Genomic DNA, 14,747 nt, shown 5'->3' with positions numbered 1-14,747 from the left:
TCGGCAACTCTTCAGCGTCGCCCTCAGTGCAGCCAGTAGACGCCCTCTTCCGGTGCGAAGAGCGCGTTGTAACGCATCTGGAAATTGCTCAGTTCGGCTTTATCCGGATCGATTTCACGCAGAAAGCCGAGCGCCAGACGTAATTGCGCATCGGTGATCGGTGCCGCAAGCCGCGCTTTCTGCATCAGGCGGTGCCAGTAGTGGAAATTTTGCTCGCCGCTATCCACAATCGCTACCTGCCAGATCAGCAGCAACTGTGCCGCGTTTTGCAGGTGCGCTTCATCGGGACGCGCTAAATAGCGCAGAAATTCATTGCCCGCGGTTTTGCCCATCTGATCAATCATCGACTCCACCGGCACGGGTTGAATATTAAGCCGGTCGGTCAGACGGCGGATCGCACGGCGGGAATCGGAGGTTAACACCCGAAAACCAATCATAAAGACCACCACCAGCGTGGCCAACATCAACCAGATCATACGTTCTCCCGCAGCGAAAAGAGGCTCATCATACGGGCAAATCGGCGTCGACTAACAGCGCTAAGTGCGCTCAAACACCTAAATCAGGGGTTTGTACCTGCCGCTTTTTTTCGTGACAATGGACACCATTTTTCTCACATCTCCCTTATGAGGCACCATGATTTCACTGGATGAGATTTTTTCCGTCCGCCAGCAGCTGCGCGATTTGATGCACGCCGGGGAGTTTGAAGCCCTTACCCACTACTATGCGGCCGCCGAGTCCCGCTGGCAGCAGGATCGCGATGATGCGTTTTTTCCCATCATCAGCCAGTACACCTTTCTCTTTACCCCGCAGTTGTATAGCGAAGAGAGGATCGTCGAACTGCTGACCGCCTGGCATCAGCAGCAGCCGCAGGCCCATTACCCCTGTGCGATGCTGGCCCAGCGCTGGCTTAACATCGCTGGCGACGCGCGCGGCGGCCACTACGCAGACCGGGTGACCGCCACCCAGTGGAGCCGCGCCCGCATCAGTAGCGATCTGCTCTTTTACTGGGCAGCGAAGGCGATCTCCCTGAATAACCAGACGCCTTATCTCTATTACTTACTGCTGACGGCGAGCGGGCACTTTAACCAACCCGCGTGGTTCGAGGAGCCGCATCAGCCGATAGTGCTCGATCTGAGCGCTTATTCAGACGCAGCGCTGGCTTTCGCCCGCGAAAAAGGCGGTTTACCGCTCTCCAGTGAACCGATTTACACCGGTCTGCCCGTTGCCGACGAGCAGGAAGCGGAGATGCCGCCGCTTTACTGGCTCAACCGCGCGCTGGAGTGCGACCCGCAAAGCATGCCGGTGCGCGAGCAGTTTATTTACTACCTCTACCCGCGCTGGTACGGCGATGATGAGCATGTCGCCATCGATAACTTTTTAGCCAGCAACTACTGCACCACGCTGCCGGAGCTTAAGCGCAACAAACTCTACAGCGTGAAGTGGCTGGATAAGCTCGGCAACCCGGAGCACTGGCCCGATAAGCACAGCGGCAAAGCGATCGGCGCGTTCGATGAGGAGTTCCAGCAGATGCTGGCGCTGCCGATGGAGCCGGAAGATAAGGCGGCGCTGCACCTCACCTGCCTGGATACCTACGTCCATTTCCTGCTGGACGACGATTACACCTTCTACGCCCATAGCCCGCTCTTCGCGCGGCGCATTTATGAAAGCATTGAGTTTATGCTCAACCACGGCTCAGTCCGGCTGCTGTTTGCCCAGGAAGGGGCATTGCTCTTCTGGCTGCTGTCGGTGCTGTGCCATGAAGAGTACGCGCTGAAAGATGAGAAGGGGCTGTTCCCGCGCTATATCGCGCTGACCGGCGCGCGCTGCGAAAACGACACCGAGCTGCTGCTGAGCGCCTATTTGCGTTTGCAGACGCTGGAGGGTGTGCATCTTCCTGGCCCGGCTGAGCCGTGGCTTGCGCGTCTTAAGCAGACGGACGATCGTATCGGGCCGGACAAGCTGAACGTGCTGCTCAACCGTCTCTGCTTCTTCCAGCAGAAAGCGCAGGCGCAGGAGTTTTTAACGCTGCTCGCCGAACATGACGTGATCCCCGCCCTGCTGCTGTTAAGCGATATTTACAGTGGCCTGGCACCGGTTGCGGCAACCAATTTGCTGATTACGCCATCCGCAGAGTCGGCGGCCGCAGCGCTTGATCGCGCCTGCCAGAACCGTTCGCCGGAAGCACTGTTCCGCAAAAGCCGCATTCTGGAAGCGCAGCACGGAAGAGAAGCCCAGCCAGAGCGCCTGAAGCTGTTAGAGGAAGCGACCCGCCGCGGACACGCGCTGGCGCATTATGATTATGCCTGTGCCCTCTTCTGGTCGCGCGATGTGGAGCATCAGCGGCTGGCGGTGGAAAAAGCGTGTGCGGAGGTGCTGCTTGAGTCGCGTGTTGAAGAGGAGAAGCTGGCTTATATTGCTTATCTCTACGCGTTTGGCGTGCTGAATCAACGCGGCGGTATGCGTAAAAATGTCTGGCTGTTTATTCGCTGGATCAACTACGCCATCGAGCTTTGGCCGGACGAGCATTACCAAAAAATGAAGCTGTTCTTCGAATCGCGCTACGTCAACTTTTTAGTGGTTCGCTTCCTGGCGAAGCGGGATAGAAAACGCGCGCCCGAGTGGCAGGTGGAATTACTGGGCAAGCTTGGCATACTGGAGGATGAGTAATGTCTTATATCGGTTATATTCTGTTCGTCGTGGTACTTGTGGTCGTCGGCGTGAGAACCAATAAGAAGTCGCGCTACTACCTCAGCACCCCGCTGCCGCGCAAAAAGTAGGGCACAGGCGCGCCGCCTTAACGGGCGGCGTGCCGCTTTAGCGCTTACTCAAAAAAGAGCCCCAGCTTGTTGAACACGCCGGGATCGCTCTGGTGACGGATGATCTGCACCACATCTTCCAGCTTGTCGATCTGGCTTATCATCTGCTCGAGACGCTGATCGTTGGCGACCTGAAGCCAGATACGGCTCTGCTCGCCGTTTTGTAGCGGCAGGCAGAGGATGCCCTCCACGTTGAATGCCCGGCGGGCAAATAGCCCGCAGACGTGGGTCATTACGCCCGGGTGGTTACGCACGGTGAGTTCAAGAATGACGTTATCACTGCTCTGCATGGCTTATTCCCCCACCATTTCTGTATTCGCCGCGCCCGGCGGCACCATCGGATAGACTTTCTGTTGCGGATCGATGCGCACATGCACCAGCGCAGGTCCTGGGCGATCAATAATCTCCTGCAACGCGGCCTGCGGATCGGCGGCAGCGTTTAAATCGCAGGTGTGCAGGCCAAACCCGGCGGCAATCTGCACAAAGTTAACCATGCCCGGATAGGTCGCGGAAAAGACGCCGGATTTGTAGAACAGGCTCTGCTGCTGATGCACCAGCCCCAGCGCCTCGTTATTCATCAGGATGATTTTGACATCGAGATTGTTTTCCGCCGCCGTCGCCATCTCCTGAATATTCATCATCAGGCTGCCGTCGCCGGAGAAGCAGATCACCTTCCGTTCTGGATTCGCCAGCGCCGCGCCGATGGCCGTCGGCAGGCCAAAGCCCATGGTGCCGAGGCCGCCGGAGGTGAGCCACTGGCGCGGACGATTGAACGGATAGGCCTGCGCCGTCCACATCTGATGCTGCCCAACGTCGGTAGTGATAATCGCCTCATCATCGACGCAGGCCGCCACCGCGTTAATCAGCCCATAGTGGCTTAAGGGATCGCTGTTCTGCGCGATGGAGGAGGGAAACTCCGCTTGCAGCTGCTCGACGGTGTTGCGCCAGGCGTGGCGGGCGCTCGCCTCAATCTGCGGGATCAATACATTCAATACTTCGCCGACATCGCCCTGAATGGCGACATGCGCCTGCTTCACTTTCCCCAGCTCGGCGCGGTCGATATCGACATGAATAATCTTCGCATTCGGGCAGAACTGCTCGGTCTTGCCAATCGCCCGGTCATCAAAACGCGCGCCCAGCACAATCAGCAGATCCGCCTCTTGCAGAATAAAGTTAGTGCTGCGCGCACCGTGCATACCGAGCATGCCGAGGGAGAGCGGGTGGTGCTTCGGCAGCATGCCGAGCGCCATCAGCGTCATGGTAGTCGGCAGGCTGGCTTTCTCCGCCAGCAGGCGAATTTGCTGCGGCGCATTGATCACTCCGCCGCCCAAGTAGAGCACCGGGCGCTGCGCGGCATTGATCATCTCCGCTGCGGCACGAACGTCATGCGCATTCCATGCCGGAGCCGGTGCTTTAACGCCCGGTTCTGGCAGCTCGCTTAAGGTGATCTCCGCAGTCTGCACATCTTTAGGAATATCTATCCACACCGGGCCTGGACGGCCGGACTGCGCAATGCGAAACGCATCGCTGATAACCTGCGGCAGTTCGGCAATGTCGCGGACCAGATAGTTGTGTTTAGTGATGGGGATAGAGATGCCGTAAGTGTCCACTTCCTGAAACGCGTCGGTGCCGATCATTGAAGCGGGCACCTGGCCGGTAATGCAGACCAGCGGGATGGAGTCGAGGCGCGCGTCGGCAATGGCGGTGACCAGGTTGGTTGCCCCCGGCCCGCTACAGGCGAGACAGACCGCCGGTTTTCCCTGCGTGCGCGCCATTCCCTGAGCGATAAAACCGGCACCCTGTTCGTGGCGGGCCAGCACGTGGCGAATCTGCGTACTCTGGCTCAGGGCATCGTAGAGCGGCAGCACGGTGCCACCCGGAATGCCGGTAACGGTGGTGATGCCCTGTCGTTCCAGTAAATGAACAATCAGCTGCGCGCCGGTGTAGCGCGTGGATTGAGGAGTGCTTTCCGAACTTGCCATGCTCCAGTCCTTCTTATTCTGGGCCGACTTTCCGGGAGGGATAAAACAAGAAACCCCGCCCGGTTTGCGCCGGCGGGGTTTTGGAATCGTGTGTTGTTCCGGACCCTACGGCGCATTGCCGACGACCACCACCACACGCACGACGACCACCGCGGCGTTGTGCGCGGTTTTTAGTAGGTTCATCGGTTTAGTGGCAGCGTTCATGGGGGACCTGTTGTTGTGTGAACAATTTTTATGTCATTAACGAGATTTATACAAACACAGGAATCATTCGCCGACAACTGCTTTTTACGCACCGGCAGTAAAGTGGGCCATTGATCACATTTCTTATTGCCGAAATGAAAACAAAAAACCCCGCCGGAGCGAGGTTTTTTTTGCAGCTTTTTGCGGCTGGTGACCGCAAGCACACTGCGTTACGTCAACAGCGGAACTATACGCTATATCATCTGGCTGCGCAATTTTTACACATAATCATCCGCATTAAGTATGGTTCAATGGCGCAAAAACAACCAATAATTACTGTATATAAATACAGTACTCGCATATACTGATGTTGCGCATCTGTGTGGGGGCCGCAACTACGGCGCGCTAAGTCCTGGCTGAAACGGGTGGTGCCGTCAGCGCCTTAACCCCTTGAGAGCACACTGCGTTACGCCAACAACACGGCTGATAACAGGCAGCGGAAAGGTAAGTCAGCCGGTGCTCCTTTACCTGAGGAGATGCGTATGGGCCAGACGGAGATGGTTATCCTGATCCTGAAACTCATTGTTGCCTTGTTGCAACTACTTGAAGCAGTCCTGAAGTTTGTTCGTTAACTCAGGTTCAAGTCGCACCAAAGGGGGGCGGGCAACCGCCCCTCTTTCACATTCGCGTTCTGGCGCGCCTTGCGCCGGTCATGTTACATTTTGGTGACATTTCCCGTGCGCAGGTCGCCATGACGCTTTCGGTTTTCTGCATTCTGCTCTTCGCCGCGCTGCTCCACGCCAGCTGGAACGCTATCGTCAAAGCGGGCAGCGACAAGCTTTACGCCGCCATTGCCGTGAGCGGGTTCGCCGCGCTTATCGCGTTAGTATTGCTTCCTTTCTCTCCCCAGCCAACGCTTGCCAGCGCGCCCTATCTCGCACTCTCCTGTGCTCTGCAAGTGGTTTATACCGTGCTGGTCGCCAAAACCTACCAGGTCTCAGAGATGAGCCAGACCTACCCGCTGATGCGCGGCACCGCGCCGCTGCTGGTGGCGTTAGTCAGCGTGCTGTTTCTCGGTGATGCGCTAAGCGCGCTGGCGTGGGGCGGGATTGCGGTGATCTGCCTGTCGATTCTCGGCATGGCCTTTAACGGGCGCAGCCAGTCGCGCATGGGGATCTGGCTGGCGCTGCTCAACGCCTGTTTTATCGCCAGCTATACGCTGGTCGACGGGACAGGTGTGCGTCTCTCCGGCACGGCGCTCGGGTACACCCTCTGGACCTTTTTCCTCAACGGTTTCTGCCTGCTGCTGTGGGCGATGGTGGCGCGCCGCCACGCGGTTTCCCGTTATCTGGTTGCTAACTGGAAATCAGGGCTGCCGGGCGGCATCGGTACGCTCGGCTCCTACGGCCTGGCGCTATGGGCGATGACGCAAGCGCCGCTGGCGGTGGTGGCTGCGCTGCGTGAAACCTCGATACTCTTTGGCGCGCTGTTAGCCTGCTTTGTGCTCAAAGAGCACGTGGCGGGCGTGCGCGTTGTTGCCGCCTGCGGTATTGCCGCTGGGGCGATCCTGCTGCGCCTCTCGTAGATCATTCTGGCAACAAAAGTTGCCGATAATTGTTTAGAAATCCTGCCTGGCAACCTCTGCCAATTACTGAGCCCCCTGGTGGCTCATCTCGCGCCTTGTGGTAGATTCCTCCGCAACCTGGGCTGCATTGCAGCCATATATTCTATAATTCTTCACTTTTAAAAAGTAATCATCGATATGAAAAGGCAGAGAAACGTCAATTTGTTATTGATGCTGGTGCTTCTGGTCGCGGTCGGCCAGATGGCGCAAACCATCTATATTCCGGCGATGGCCGATATGGCGCACGATCTGGCGGTGAGTAAAGGGGCAGTGCAGAGCGTGATGGCAGCCTACTTGCTGACCTATGGCATCTCGCAACTCTTTTACGGCCCACTGGCGGACAGAGTGGGACGCCGCCCGGTGATCCTCGCGGGCATGTCCATTTTTATGCTGGCGACGCTTATCGCTATCACCACCAACAGCTTACTGGTGCTGATCCTCGCCAGCGCCCTGCAGGGCGTCGGCACCGGCGTCGGCGGCGTAATGGCGCGCACCCTGCCGCGCGATCTCTATGCGGGCAGCGAACTTCGTCATGCCAATAGTTTGTTAAATATGGGGATTCTGGTCAGCCCGCTGCTGGCACCGCTGATTGGCGGCGTGCTCAATACGCTGGTGAACTGGCGCGCCTGCTTCATCTTCTTGCTGGTGCTGTGCCTGATTGTCACTTACAGCATGGCGCGCTGGATGCCGGAAACGCGCCCGGTAGATGCGCCACGCTCGCGGCTTATCACCAGCTATAAAACCCTGCTCGGTAACGGCGCGTTTAGCTGTTATCTGCTGATGCTGATTGGCGGCCTGGCGGGCATTGCGGTGTTTGAGGCCTGCTCCGGGGTATTGATGGGCGGCGTACTGGGGCTGAACAGTATGATGGTGAGCGTGCTGTTTATCCTGCCTATTCCGGCGGCGTTTTTCGGCGCGTGGTTTGCCGGACGGCAGAATAAGCGATTCACTACGCTGATGTGGCAGGCGTCGTTAAGCTGCCTGCTGGCCGGCATCCTGATGTGGATCCCCGGTATCCTTGGCGTGATGACTATCTGGACCTTAGTGGTGCCCGCCGCGCTCTTCTTCTTCGGTGCCGGGATGCTCTTCCCGCTGGCGACCAGCGGCGCAATGGAGCCATTCCCCTTCTTAGCCGGTACGGCGGGCGCGCTGATTGGCGGCCTGCAAAATATGGGCTCCGGCGGGCTGGCGTGGCTCTCTGCGCAGCTGCCGCAAAACAGCCAGTTTAGCCTTGGGATGCTGATGACGCTGGCCGGGCTGCTGATTGTGTTGTGCTGGCTGCCGCTGGCGTCGCGCCCTGGCCACCACGAACAGGCGGTTTAACCTCATGATGGCCCGGCTTCTGGTCGGGCTTTTCACAGGTTGGCGTAATCATCTCTTTTAGCAGCGGCGCGGGCGCGGGCCGCCATGCGCCCTCTTCCCCATCATAAAATTGCGTATCGGCATTAATTGCGTAAGGGATTTTCGCCCGATTCAACTCACAGGCCATAAAGCGGGCGAAAGCCATCTGCGAGGCGGTCGGCGCGTTTTTTATCGACTCTCCCACCGCCCAGCCACCAACCCAACTGGCGTGACCGGTTTTTTGCTGCCAGCGCAGCGCCGCAGCGATACGGGCGCGGATCGCCGCTTTTTCCGCCGCTGTGCCGGAAGTCCACGGATATTTGCCGCTAGTTTTCAGCGGCCCCCACGGAAAGATATGCCACTCCGCCAGCAGGTAGTTCTGGCTGTGCGCAGGCAGCCGCAGCGAGGCAAGATCCTCAGGCGCGGCGCGCAATCGCGGGGCGATGAAGATCATACGCTGGGCATCAATCTGATGCAGGGTGCGCACCACATTGTCATAAGTGCGATTTAACGCGGGCAGATCGCGGTTCAGTTTGTCGGCGGGTTCATAAATCACATCAAAACCGAGCGTCGGGTGATCGGTGCCAAAAAATTGCCCGACCGTCGTCCACCAGGCCACCAGCTGCGCTTCGGTTTTTGCGTTGGGATCGGCTTTAAAACCATCGGCCTGATAAGCGATGATCGGCGTTACGCCATAGGCTTCGCAGGCTTCGACCAGCTTACGCAGGTGGATCAGCCGCGCTTCGGTCATATTATCCGCCACGCGAATACGAACATGGCGAATACCGGCGTTGTAAAAATCACGCACCACCAATGGGTCAAATTCGCGAATGCCGCGCTCGGTGCGCGCCCAGTCAACGTCCATGCCGACGCCCAACTGCTGCGCGTAACGCGCCGCCGTCAGCGGCGTATCGGCGGCATACACAGCGGTTGCCGCCAGCAACATAACAACAGCAATCAGTGGCTTTAACACGGTTGACCTTGCGAAAATCGGGGGTGATTACATGTATTTAGCATGCTTTTGCTCAGCACGCGTAGCGGCAAAGCGTAATAAATTTTTCCCGCACTCAGAGCAGAAGCCATAACTGGCGAATATGGGTAACGGCGAACAGCAGGGCGAGAGAGAAGACGCCAAGGGCAATAAGCAGCTTGTCACGCACGCTGCCGGGCAGCGCGAAGTCACCGACGTTCACATCCATTCGCTGCCGCAGATGGGTATAACGCCAGAGAATACCCGCCACCAGCGCCAGCAGCGCGAGGGAGATCCAGAACGGCGTGCCCGATTGCTGCCAGTTATGCTTTACCGCCAGCGCCATCAGCGCGCCATAGCCGAACAGCGTGCGCAGCCAGGCGAGCGAGGTGCGCTCCGGCTGCAAACCAGGGTCGACAGCGCGGCGCGCTTTACGGCTATCCGGCATAGAACACCAGCACCATCACCACTGCGGCGACCGCCGCCAGCGCCACGCTAATAAGCAGTAGCGTGCGGGTGTAGGGCAGATCCTCTTTTAAGCGCATCGCTTTCTCATTACGCAGCCAGCGCAGATAGCCATACAGCGCCAGCGCGCCGGCGAAGAGGCAGAGCAGCAGCGCCAGCGTTTCGCGGATCAGCGGCGTGGCAAACTGCGGTGCCAGCTGATCGAGGCCAACGCCCGCGGCGAGAAAGCCCAGCGCGGTGCGGATCCAGGCAAGAAAGGTGCGCTCGTTGGCCAGCGAAAAGCGGTAATCGGGCGCTTCGCCGACGCGGGAGATTTTCATCAACACTCCTTATAAAGCAGGCCGTTCGCCAGGCTAAAACGCCTGGCCCAGCCCCCAAAATAGCACCGCCAGGAGTTGAGGGGTAATAATGCGCAAAAACATCACCAGCGGATAGACCGTCGCATAGGAGAGCGCCGCCGCGCCGCTGGTGGCATGCAGGTTATTGGCGAAGGCCAGCGCCGGTGGATCGGTCATCGACCCGGCCAGCATACCGCAGAGGGTTAAGTAGTTCATGTTGCCGAGCATCCGAGCCAGCACGCCGACGGTCAGCAGCGGAATGGCGGTAATAAAGATGCCGTAACACATCCACGTCACGCCTTCGCCGTGGGTGAGCGTGGCAAAGAAATCACCGCCGGACTTCAAGCCGACAACGGCCAGAAACAGCACAATGCCAAGCTCACGCAGCGCCAGGTTGGCGCTCGGCGGCATAAACCAGTAGAGCTTGCCGATGGTGCCGATGCGCCCGAGGATCAGCGCCATAATCAGCGGCCCGCCCGCCAGACCAAGCTTTAGAGCCACCGGAAAGCCGGGAATAAACAGCGGCACCGAGCCGAGCAGCACACCGAGACCGATACCGATAAACACCGGCAGCATCTGCACCTGCTGTAATTTTTGCTGCGCGTTGCCCACTTCGCTGGCTACGGCCTCAATTGCCGTCGGTCGGCCAACCAGATTGAGGATATCGCCAAACTGCAGGCTGGCGTCGGAGCTGGCCACCAGCTCCACCCCGGCGCGATTGAGGCGTGAAATCACCACGTCGTAGCGCTCTTTCAGTTGCAGGTCGCGGATCTTTTTCCCCAGCACTTTTTCGTTGGTCACCACCACCCGCTCAACGCGCAGATCGGTGCCGCGCGTTGAGAGGGAGGTCTCCACCTCTTTGCCAATCACCACCTGGGCGTTATGCAGATCGCGCGGCAGGCCGACCAGGTGCAGCAGATCGCCCGCCTGAAGTACCGTGGTGGGCGAGGGCACCATCAGCAGCTCGTCCCGTTTCAGCCGTGAACAGATGATTTTGTCGCTGTTGAGTAGCGGCACATCCTGAATCGCCATATTGTTGAGGTTGCTGTTTTCCACCCGAACATTGATGGTGCGAATATGCGAGACGCCGCTATTGAGGGTGGCGTCGTGCTTGCGGGCCTCCTCATCCACATTGACGCGAAACAGCACCCGCAGCAGCCACATGCTCAGCAAAATGCCGCAGATACCGAACGGGTAGGCCATCGCATAGCTGGTGCCCATCACATCCAGCTGTTCGACGGGCAGGCCCAAATCGCGCAGGATCTGCTGCCCGGCACCCAGGGCGGGCGTATTGGTCACCGCGCCGGAGAAGATACCGAGCACCACCGGCAGCGGAATGGCGAAGAGTTTATGCAGGATCGCCGTGACCAGGCCGCCCAGCAGCACAATCAATATGGCGAAGAGGTTGAGGCGCAGCCCCGAGACGCGCAGCGAGGCAAAGAACCCCGGCCCGACCTGGATGCCAATGGTATAGACGAAGAGGATCAGGCCGAACTCCTGCACGAACAGCAGCATCGGCCCGCTTAAGGTAATCCCCAGCCGATCGGCGATGTGGCCGACAATAATCCCGCCAAACAGCACGCCGCCAATGCCAAAGCCGATGCCGCGTATTTTGATGTTGCCGATCCACAGCCCAACTACTGCCACCAGCGCCAACATGCTAACCATTAACGCTATCTCACTCATGATCCAATCCTTTTCCATGATGATTAGGCTAATTCTCGCAGAGAAGAGGGCCGTTTTATGGGCGATGGCGCACAAAGTGCAGGGCTTTTCGCGCCCTCTAATGTGGCGAACCGCGCACCATATAATGTGATGCTGCTCTCAATTAACGCATAGCTGAGGCGTTTACCCGCAGGTGAAACCCTGCGCCTGCTAACCATCTCCTGATGATTCGTGCGCTGGCAGGTTATGGCATGGTTAATGCACAACTCCACTTTTGTTAACAACAGGGGTGGCAGAATGACAAATACAACCTTAACCAGCGTGGTAGTGGCGAGCCCGTCGAAGAAATGGGTGCAACTGGCGCTGGGCTTACTGTGCATGATCTCCATCTCCAGCCCGCAATATGTCTGGGCGCTGCTGGCAAAGCCGTTTATGGCCAAGCTGGGCGTTCCGCTGGCGGAGATCCAGCTCACCTTCTCACTGCTGATTATTCTGCAAACCTTCTTTTCCCCCTTCCAGGGCAAGCTGATTGATAAGTTTGGTCCGCGCCGGTTGATTGCCATTGGGACCGTGCTGAGCGGCGCAAGCTGGATGCTGACGGCGAACATTAGCAGCCTGACGGGGCTCTATCTCTGTTACGGCGTGATTGGCGGCCTCGGCACCGGCATTGTCTATATCGGCGTGGTTGGGTTGATGGTGCGCTGGTTCCCCGAAAAACGTGGGTTTGCCACAGGGATGGTGGCGGCAGGCTACGGTATGGGCGCGATCCTTACCACCTTTCCGGTGACGCAGTCGCTGGCCGCCAAAGGGCTGGAGAGCACGCTGTGGCAGTTCGGCCTGCTGATGGCCGCTATCGGTTTTATTGCCAGCCAGGGGTTACGCGCGCCGCAGCATGCCAGCGCGCAGCCGGTCGGCAGCCCGCTGAAAATGAGCGAGAAGAGCTTCGCGCCAAAAGAGATGCTGCGCAAACCGCTCTTCTGGCTGATGTTTGTCATGATGACCATGATGTCCACCTCCGGGCTGATGGTCACCTCGCAGATGGCGATTTTCGCCGACGATTTCGGTATTACCGCCGTCACGGTGCTTGGCATGGCGGCGCTGCCGCTGGCGATGACCATCGACCGGTTTATGAATGGCTTAACGCGCCCGGTGTGTGGCTATATCTCGGATCGCATTGGGCGAGAAAACATGATGTTTGTCGCCTTCGGTCTGGAAGGGTGCGCGATGGCGCTGTGGCTGTTGTGCAAAGACGATCCGCTGCTGTTTGTGTTGCTCTCCGGGGTGGTCTTTTTCGGCTGGGGCGAAATCTTCTCGCTCTTTCCGGCAACCCTCACTGATACCTTCGGTACGCAGCATGCCACCTCAAATTATGGCTGGCTCTATATCTCGCAGGGAATTGGCTCGATCTTCGGCGGCCCGCTGGCGGCGCTGCTCTACCAGCAGACCGGCAGCTGGAACCTGGTGTTTGGCTGCGCGATCACGCTGGATATTCTCTGCGCGCTGCTCGCCCTCTTTGTGCTGAAGCCCTGGCGCCAGCGCTTTTTGCAGAGCGTGCATGCCTGAATAAAAAAGGCTCCGCATGCGGAGCCTTATGTGCCTGGTGACGGCGATGCCTTAGATGGTATCTTGCCGCAGGCCTGATAAGCGAAGCGCCATCAGGCATTGGCTTTGTCAGAGGTTACTGGCTGCTAAATCATAGGATTGATGTAACTGGCGGATGCGCCCGATATCGGAATCGTTGGAGCAGAGCTCAAGGGTGTTGCAGTGCGCGCTACTGAAATGAAAAACGTCAAACTTTCGTTTCTCCAGGTTACGCGCTGCGGCACCGGGTTGCGCCGCCTGCCAGCTATCGAAACGGAACAGATTGGCCGACAGTTCAGAGATATCGCGCGTAATATCCAGCTCGGGAAAATCGTTCAGGGTGGCCTGAAGTTCATCAAATTCCGCTTTATTTAACCAGCTAACGCCGCGCAATACTTCATAGCGAATCAACGGCGTAATAAACAGCGCCACTTCATCGTCAGCCAGTAATTCAGCCAGCATCGCTCTTGCGGAGGCTTTCATCTCTGCGGAGGTTCTGCCGCTTTTATCAAATGCCGCAATCAGAAGGTTGGTATCCAGCAAAATTTTCCGTGTCATTACTCTTTCTCCTGCTGGTTGAGCAAGCGTAATAAGTTCGCTTTCGCATCCTGCTGCTCGTCGGCGCTGCTGTTCTCAAGCTTCATCTGGTTTAGATCAACGCTGAATACATCTTTCAGGATATCGGCCAGCGCGGCTTTGTTCGGCGCGGCGATTTTTTTCGTCTTCACAATGCCATCACCGTCGCGATAGAGGTTATACGCTTCACCCTCTTTAAGCTGCGCGAGAACAACAGAGGAGTGCGTGGTGATGTAAAACGTCGTATTAGGAAACAGCTTCTTGAGCAACGGCACGATATTCGCCTGCCAGGAGAGGTGCAGGTGGCTCTCTATTTCATCGATAAAGACAACGCCTTTCACCTTCTGAATATTGCTTTCATTGGTGAAATAGCCGTAACCGGAAACAATCGCCTGAATCAGTTTGAGGATGGAGGTAAAACCGGAGCTGAGCTGGCTGATTTCTCTCACCTGCCCGTCAACTTTCAGGCTCACCCGATCGTCGCCGCTAATTTCCAGGAAGTGCGGGTCGATGCGTTGATCGATTTCATGTAGCAGACCAAGCACCGTCGAAATCTCAACTTCGCGGTTGTCTTCACTCTTCTGCCAGCGGTTCGAAGAGCGTGCAATAGAAATAAACCACTCCTGAATACTGGCTGACATATTCATGGAGCCGAAATCCGCTTCCATCTGCCTGGTCAGCGTCTGGAAGTAATACTTTCTGCGGTTCTCAAGATTGCCCAGCGAAGTATTCGTGACGCTCGTTTGAGTCTCTATTTTTCCGCGCGCCTGGGCACCGAGAAAAACTATCGGGAGCGTGTTAGAAACCACTGAAGGAAAATAGCTCTTTGCGGTCATCCATATAGGAGATTCCTCTTTTTCACGCTGCACGGTGAAAGGTTCGGGGCGGTTTGTAGCAACAGATTTGAATTTAAAGAAGATCTGATCAAAACCCTCAAGATTTTTTTTCACCAGCTCATTATTAAAAAACATAAACTGGAACAGCGCTTCCAGCATTTTGGTTTTACCGACGCCGTTGGGGCCGATAAAGGTATAAATCCGCTGGTTAGGCTCAAGCCTTAGCTGCGCGCGCCCAACGCCGATAAGTCCTTCAATCTCAAGCTTTTCGCCAAGCATAGCCATCTCCTGAATGCCGCAATGGCTCCAGTGTATACCAGCCTGCAAAAGAAACAAAAAAGCCCTGCTCAGAAAGCAGGGCTTTGCGGTT

15 protein-coding genes are annotated in these 14,747 nt (G+C 57.4%); 5 read left to right on the top strand and 10 right to left on the bottom strand.

All coding sequences use genetic code 11. From position 1 onward, the window contains the following. Window positions 1–23 precede the first annotated feature (23 nt). Window positions 24–476, bottom strand: a complete 453-nt coding sequence (locus N7V53_RS15605; RefSeq protein ID WP_279793921.1) for a DUF1198 domain-containing protein — start codon at window positions 474–476, stop codon at window positions 24–26. 157 nt (window positions 477–633) lie between these two features. On the opposite strand from N7V53_RS15605, the gene N7V53_RS15600 reads away from it, so the two are divergent. Beyond that, the gene (locus N7V53_RS15600) at window positions 634–2,667 is read left to right on the top strand and encodes a DUF4034 domain-containing protein (protein WP_279793920.1); all 2,034 of its coding nucleotides are present in this window, start codon (window positions 634–636) and stop codon (window positions 2,665–2,667) included. Between the two features lie 154 nt (window positions 2,668–2,821). Here the strand turns inward: N7V53_RS15600 and ilvN are convergent, their stop codons facing one another. From ilvN to ivbL, 3 genes are all read right to left on the bottom strand, one after another. Beyond that, a complete protein-coding gene (gene ilvN, locus N7V53_RS15595) occupies window positions 2,822–3,106 on the bottom strand; it encodes an acetolactate synthase small subunit (RefSeq protein ID WP_042715092.1) in 285 nt (94 codons plus the stop codon). Between the two features lie 3 nt (window positions 3,107–3,109). Continuing rightward, window positions 3,110–4,798, bottom strand: coding sequence for an acetolactate synthase large subunit (gene ilvB / locus N7V53_RS15590; RefSeq protein WP_279793918.1), 1,689 nt, complete (start codon window positions 4,796–4,798; stop codon window positions 3,110–3,112). A gap of 105 nt (window positions 4,799–4,903) precedes the next feature. Then, the gene (gene ivbL, locus N7V53_RS15585; protein WP_124966939.1) at window positions 4,904–5,002 is read right to left on the bottom strand and encodes an ilvB operon leader peptide IvbL; all 99 of its coding nucleotides are present in this window, start codon (window positions 5,000–5,002) and stop codon (window positions 4,904–4,906) included. A gap of 515 nt (window positions 5,003–5,517) precedes the next feature. Between ivbL and tisB the strand changes: the two genes are divergently transcribed. From tisB to emrD, 3 genes are all read left to right on the top strand, one after another. Then, window positions 5,518–5,613, top strand: a complete 96-nt coding sequence (tisB, locus tag N7V53_RS22355; RefSeq protein WP_076769296.1) for a type I toxin-antitoxin system toxin TisB — start codon at window positions 5,518–5,520, stop codon at window positions 5,611–5,613. Between the two features lie 119 nt (window positions 5,614–5,732). Then, window positions 5,733–6,566 carry a DMT family transporter gene (locus tag N7V53_RS15580; protein ID WP_279794094.1) on the top strand — a complete coding sequence of 278 codons (834 nt, stop codon included), beginning with the start codon at window positions 5,733–5,735 and terminating at the stop codon, window positions 6,564–6,566. 177 nt (window positions 6,567–6,743) lie between these two features. Next, window positions 6,744–7,928: a multidrug efflux MFS transporter EmrD gene (gene emrD, locus N7V53_RS15575; RefSeq protein ID WP_124966937.1), complete on the top strand. Its 1,185-nt coding sequence runs from the start codon at window positions 6,744–6,746 to the stop codon at window positions 7,926–7,928. On the opposite strand, the gene N7V53_RS15570 is transcribed toward emrD, so the two are convergent. The 4 genes from N7V53_RS15570 to N7V53_RS15555 form a co-directional block, all read right to left on the bottom strand. Beyond that, window positions 7,831–8,919: a cellulase family glycosylhydrolase gene (locus tag N7V53_RS15570; protein ID WP_279793917.1), complete on the bottom strand. Its 1,089-nt coding sequence runs from the start codon at window positions 8,917–8,919 to the stop codon at window positions 7,831–7,833. The genes emrD and N7V53_RS15570 overlap by 98 nt on opposite strands. A gap of 94 nt (window positions 8,920–9,013) precedes the next feature. Further along, the gene (locus N7V53_RS15565) at window positions 9,014–9,364 is read right to left on the bottom strand and encodes a DUF202 domain-containing protein (protein WP_054803545.1); all 351 of its coding nucleotides are present in this window, start codon (window positions 9,362–9,364) and stop codon (window positions 9,014–9,016) included. After that, complete coding sequence (locus N7V53_RS15560; RefSeq protein WP_042715102.1) at window positions 9,354–9,701, bottom strand: DUF202 domain-containing protein; 348 nt, start codon at window positions 9,699–9,701, stop codon at window positions 9,354–9,356. Before N7V53_RS15560 ends, N7V53_RS15565 begins: the two co-directional genes overlap by 11 nt. 33 nt (window positions 9,702–9,734) lie before the next feature. Further along, window positions 9,735–11,405 (bottom strand): putative transporter, encoded by a 1,671-nt coding sequence (locus N7V53_RS15555; protein ID WP_279793916.1) that lies wholly within the window; start codon window positions 11,403–11,405, stop codon window positions 9,735–9,737. 276 nt (window positions 11,406–11,681) lie between these two features. Between N7V53_RS15555 and oxlT the strand changes: the two genes are divergently transcribed. After that, window positions 11,682–12,947 carry an oxalate/formate MFS antiporter gene (gene oxlT, locus N7V53_RS15550; RefSeq protein WP_279793915.1) on the top strand — a complete coding sequence of 422 codons (1,266 nt, stop codon included), beginning with the start codon at window positions 11,682–11,684 and terminating at the stop codon, window positions 12,945–12,947. Window positions 12,948–13,055: 108 nt separating this feature from the next. On the opposite strand, the gene N7V53_RS15545 is transcribed toward oxlT, so the two are convergent. After that, window positions 13,056–13,523: a PIN domain-containing protein gene (locus N7V53_RS15545; protein ID WP_279793914.1), complete on the bottom strand. Its 468-nt coding sequence runs from the start codon at window positions 13,521–13,523 to the stop codon at window positions 13,056–13,058. Continuing rightward, window positions 13,523–14,656: an AAA family ATPase gene (locus tag N7V53_RS15540; protein ID WP_279793913.1), complete on the bottom strand. Its 1,134-nt coding sequence runs from the start codon at window positions 14,654–14,656 to the stop codon at window positions 13,523–13,525. The genes N7V53_RS15545 and N7V53_RS15540 overlap by 1 nt, the downstream gene beginning before the upstream one ends. Window positions 14,657–14,747 lie beyond the last annotated feature (91 nt).

It is taken from the genome of Kosakonia sp. HypNH10 (assembly GCF_029850615.1).
GTDB lineage: Bacteria > Pseudomonadota > Gammaproteobacteria > Enterobacterales > Enterobacteriaceae > Kosakonia > Kosakonia cowanii.
The sequence above is the reverse complement of the archived record's forward strand: the minus strand, read 5'-3'. Positions and strand labels throughout refer to the sequence as shown.

Excerpts from the sequence above, each read along its gene's own strand:
- N7V53_RS15605 (WP_279793921.1), bottom strand. The coding sequence starts at position 476 with ATGATCTGGTTGATGTTGGCCACGCTGGTGGTGGTCTTTATGATTGGT.
- N7V53_RS15600 (WP_279793920.1), top strand. The coding sequence starts at position 634 with ATGATTTCACTGGATGAGATTTTTTCCGTCCGCCAGCAGCTGCGCGAT.
- ilvN (WP_042715092.1), bottom strand. The coding sequence starts at position 3,106 with ATGCAGAGCAGTGATAACGTCATTCTTGAACTCACCGTGCGTAACCAC.
- ilvB (WP_279793918.1), bottom strand. The coding sequence starts at position 4,798 with ATGGCAAGTTCGGAAAGCACTCCTCAATCCACGCGCTACACCGGCGCG.
- ivbL (WP_124966939.1), bottom strand. The coding sequence starts at position 5,002 with ATGAACGCTGCCACTAAACCGATGAACCTACTAAAAACCGCGCACAAC.
- tisB (WP_076769296.1), top strand. The coding sequence starts at position 5,518 with ATGCGTATGGGCCAGACGGAGATGGTTATCCTGATCCTGAAACTCATT.
- N7V53_RS15580 (WP_279794094.1), top strand. The coding sequence starts at position 5,733 with ATGACGCTTTCGGTTTTCTGCATTCTGCTCTTCGCCGCGCTGCTCCAC.
- emrD (WP_124966937.1), top strand. The coding sequence starts at position 6,744 with ATGAAAAGGCAGAGAAACGTCAATTTGTTATTGATGCTGGTGCTTCTG.
- N7V53_RS15565 (WP_054803545.1), bottom strand. The coding sequence starts at position 9,364 with ATGCCGGATAGCCGTAAAGCGCGCCGCGCTGTCGACCCTGGTTTGCAG.
- N7V53_RS15560 (WP_042715102.1), bottom strand. The coding sequence starts at position 9,701 with ATGAAAATCTCCCGCGTCGGCGAAGCGCCCGATTACCGCTTTTCGCTG.
- N7V53_RS15555 (WP_279793916.1), bottom strand. The coding sequence starts at position 11,405 with ATGAGTGAGATAGCGTTAATGGTTAGCATGTTGGCGCTGGTGGCAGTA.
- oxlT (WP_279793915.1), top strand. The coding sequence starts at position 11,682 with ATGACAAATACAACCTTAACCAGCGTGGTAGTGGCGAGCCCGTCGAAG.
- N7V53_RS15545 (WP_279793914.1), bottom strand. The coding sequence starts at position 13,523 with ATGACACGGAAAATTTTGCTGGATACCAACCTTCTGATTGCGGCATTT.
- N7V53_RS15540 (WP_279793913.1), bottom strand. The coding sequence starts at position 14,656 with ATGCTTGGCGAAAAGCTTGAGATTGAAGGACTTATCGGCGTTGGGCGC.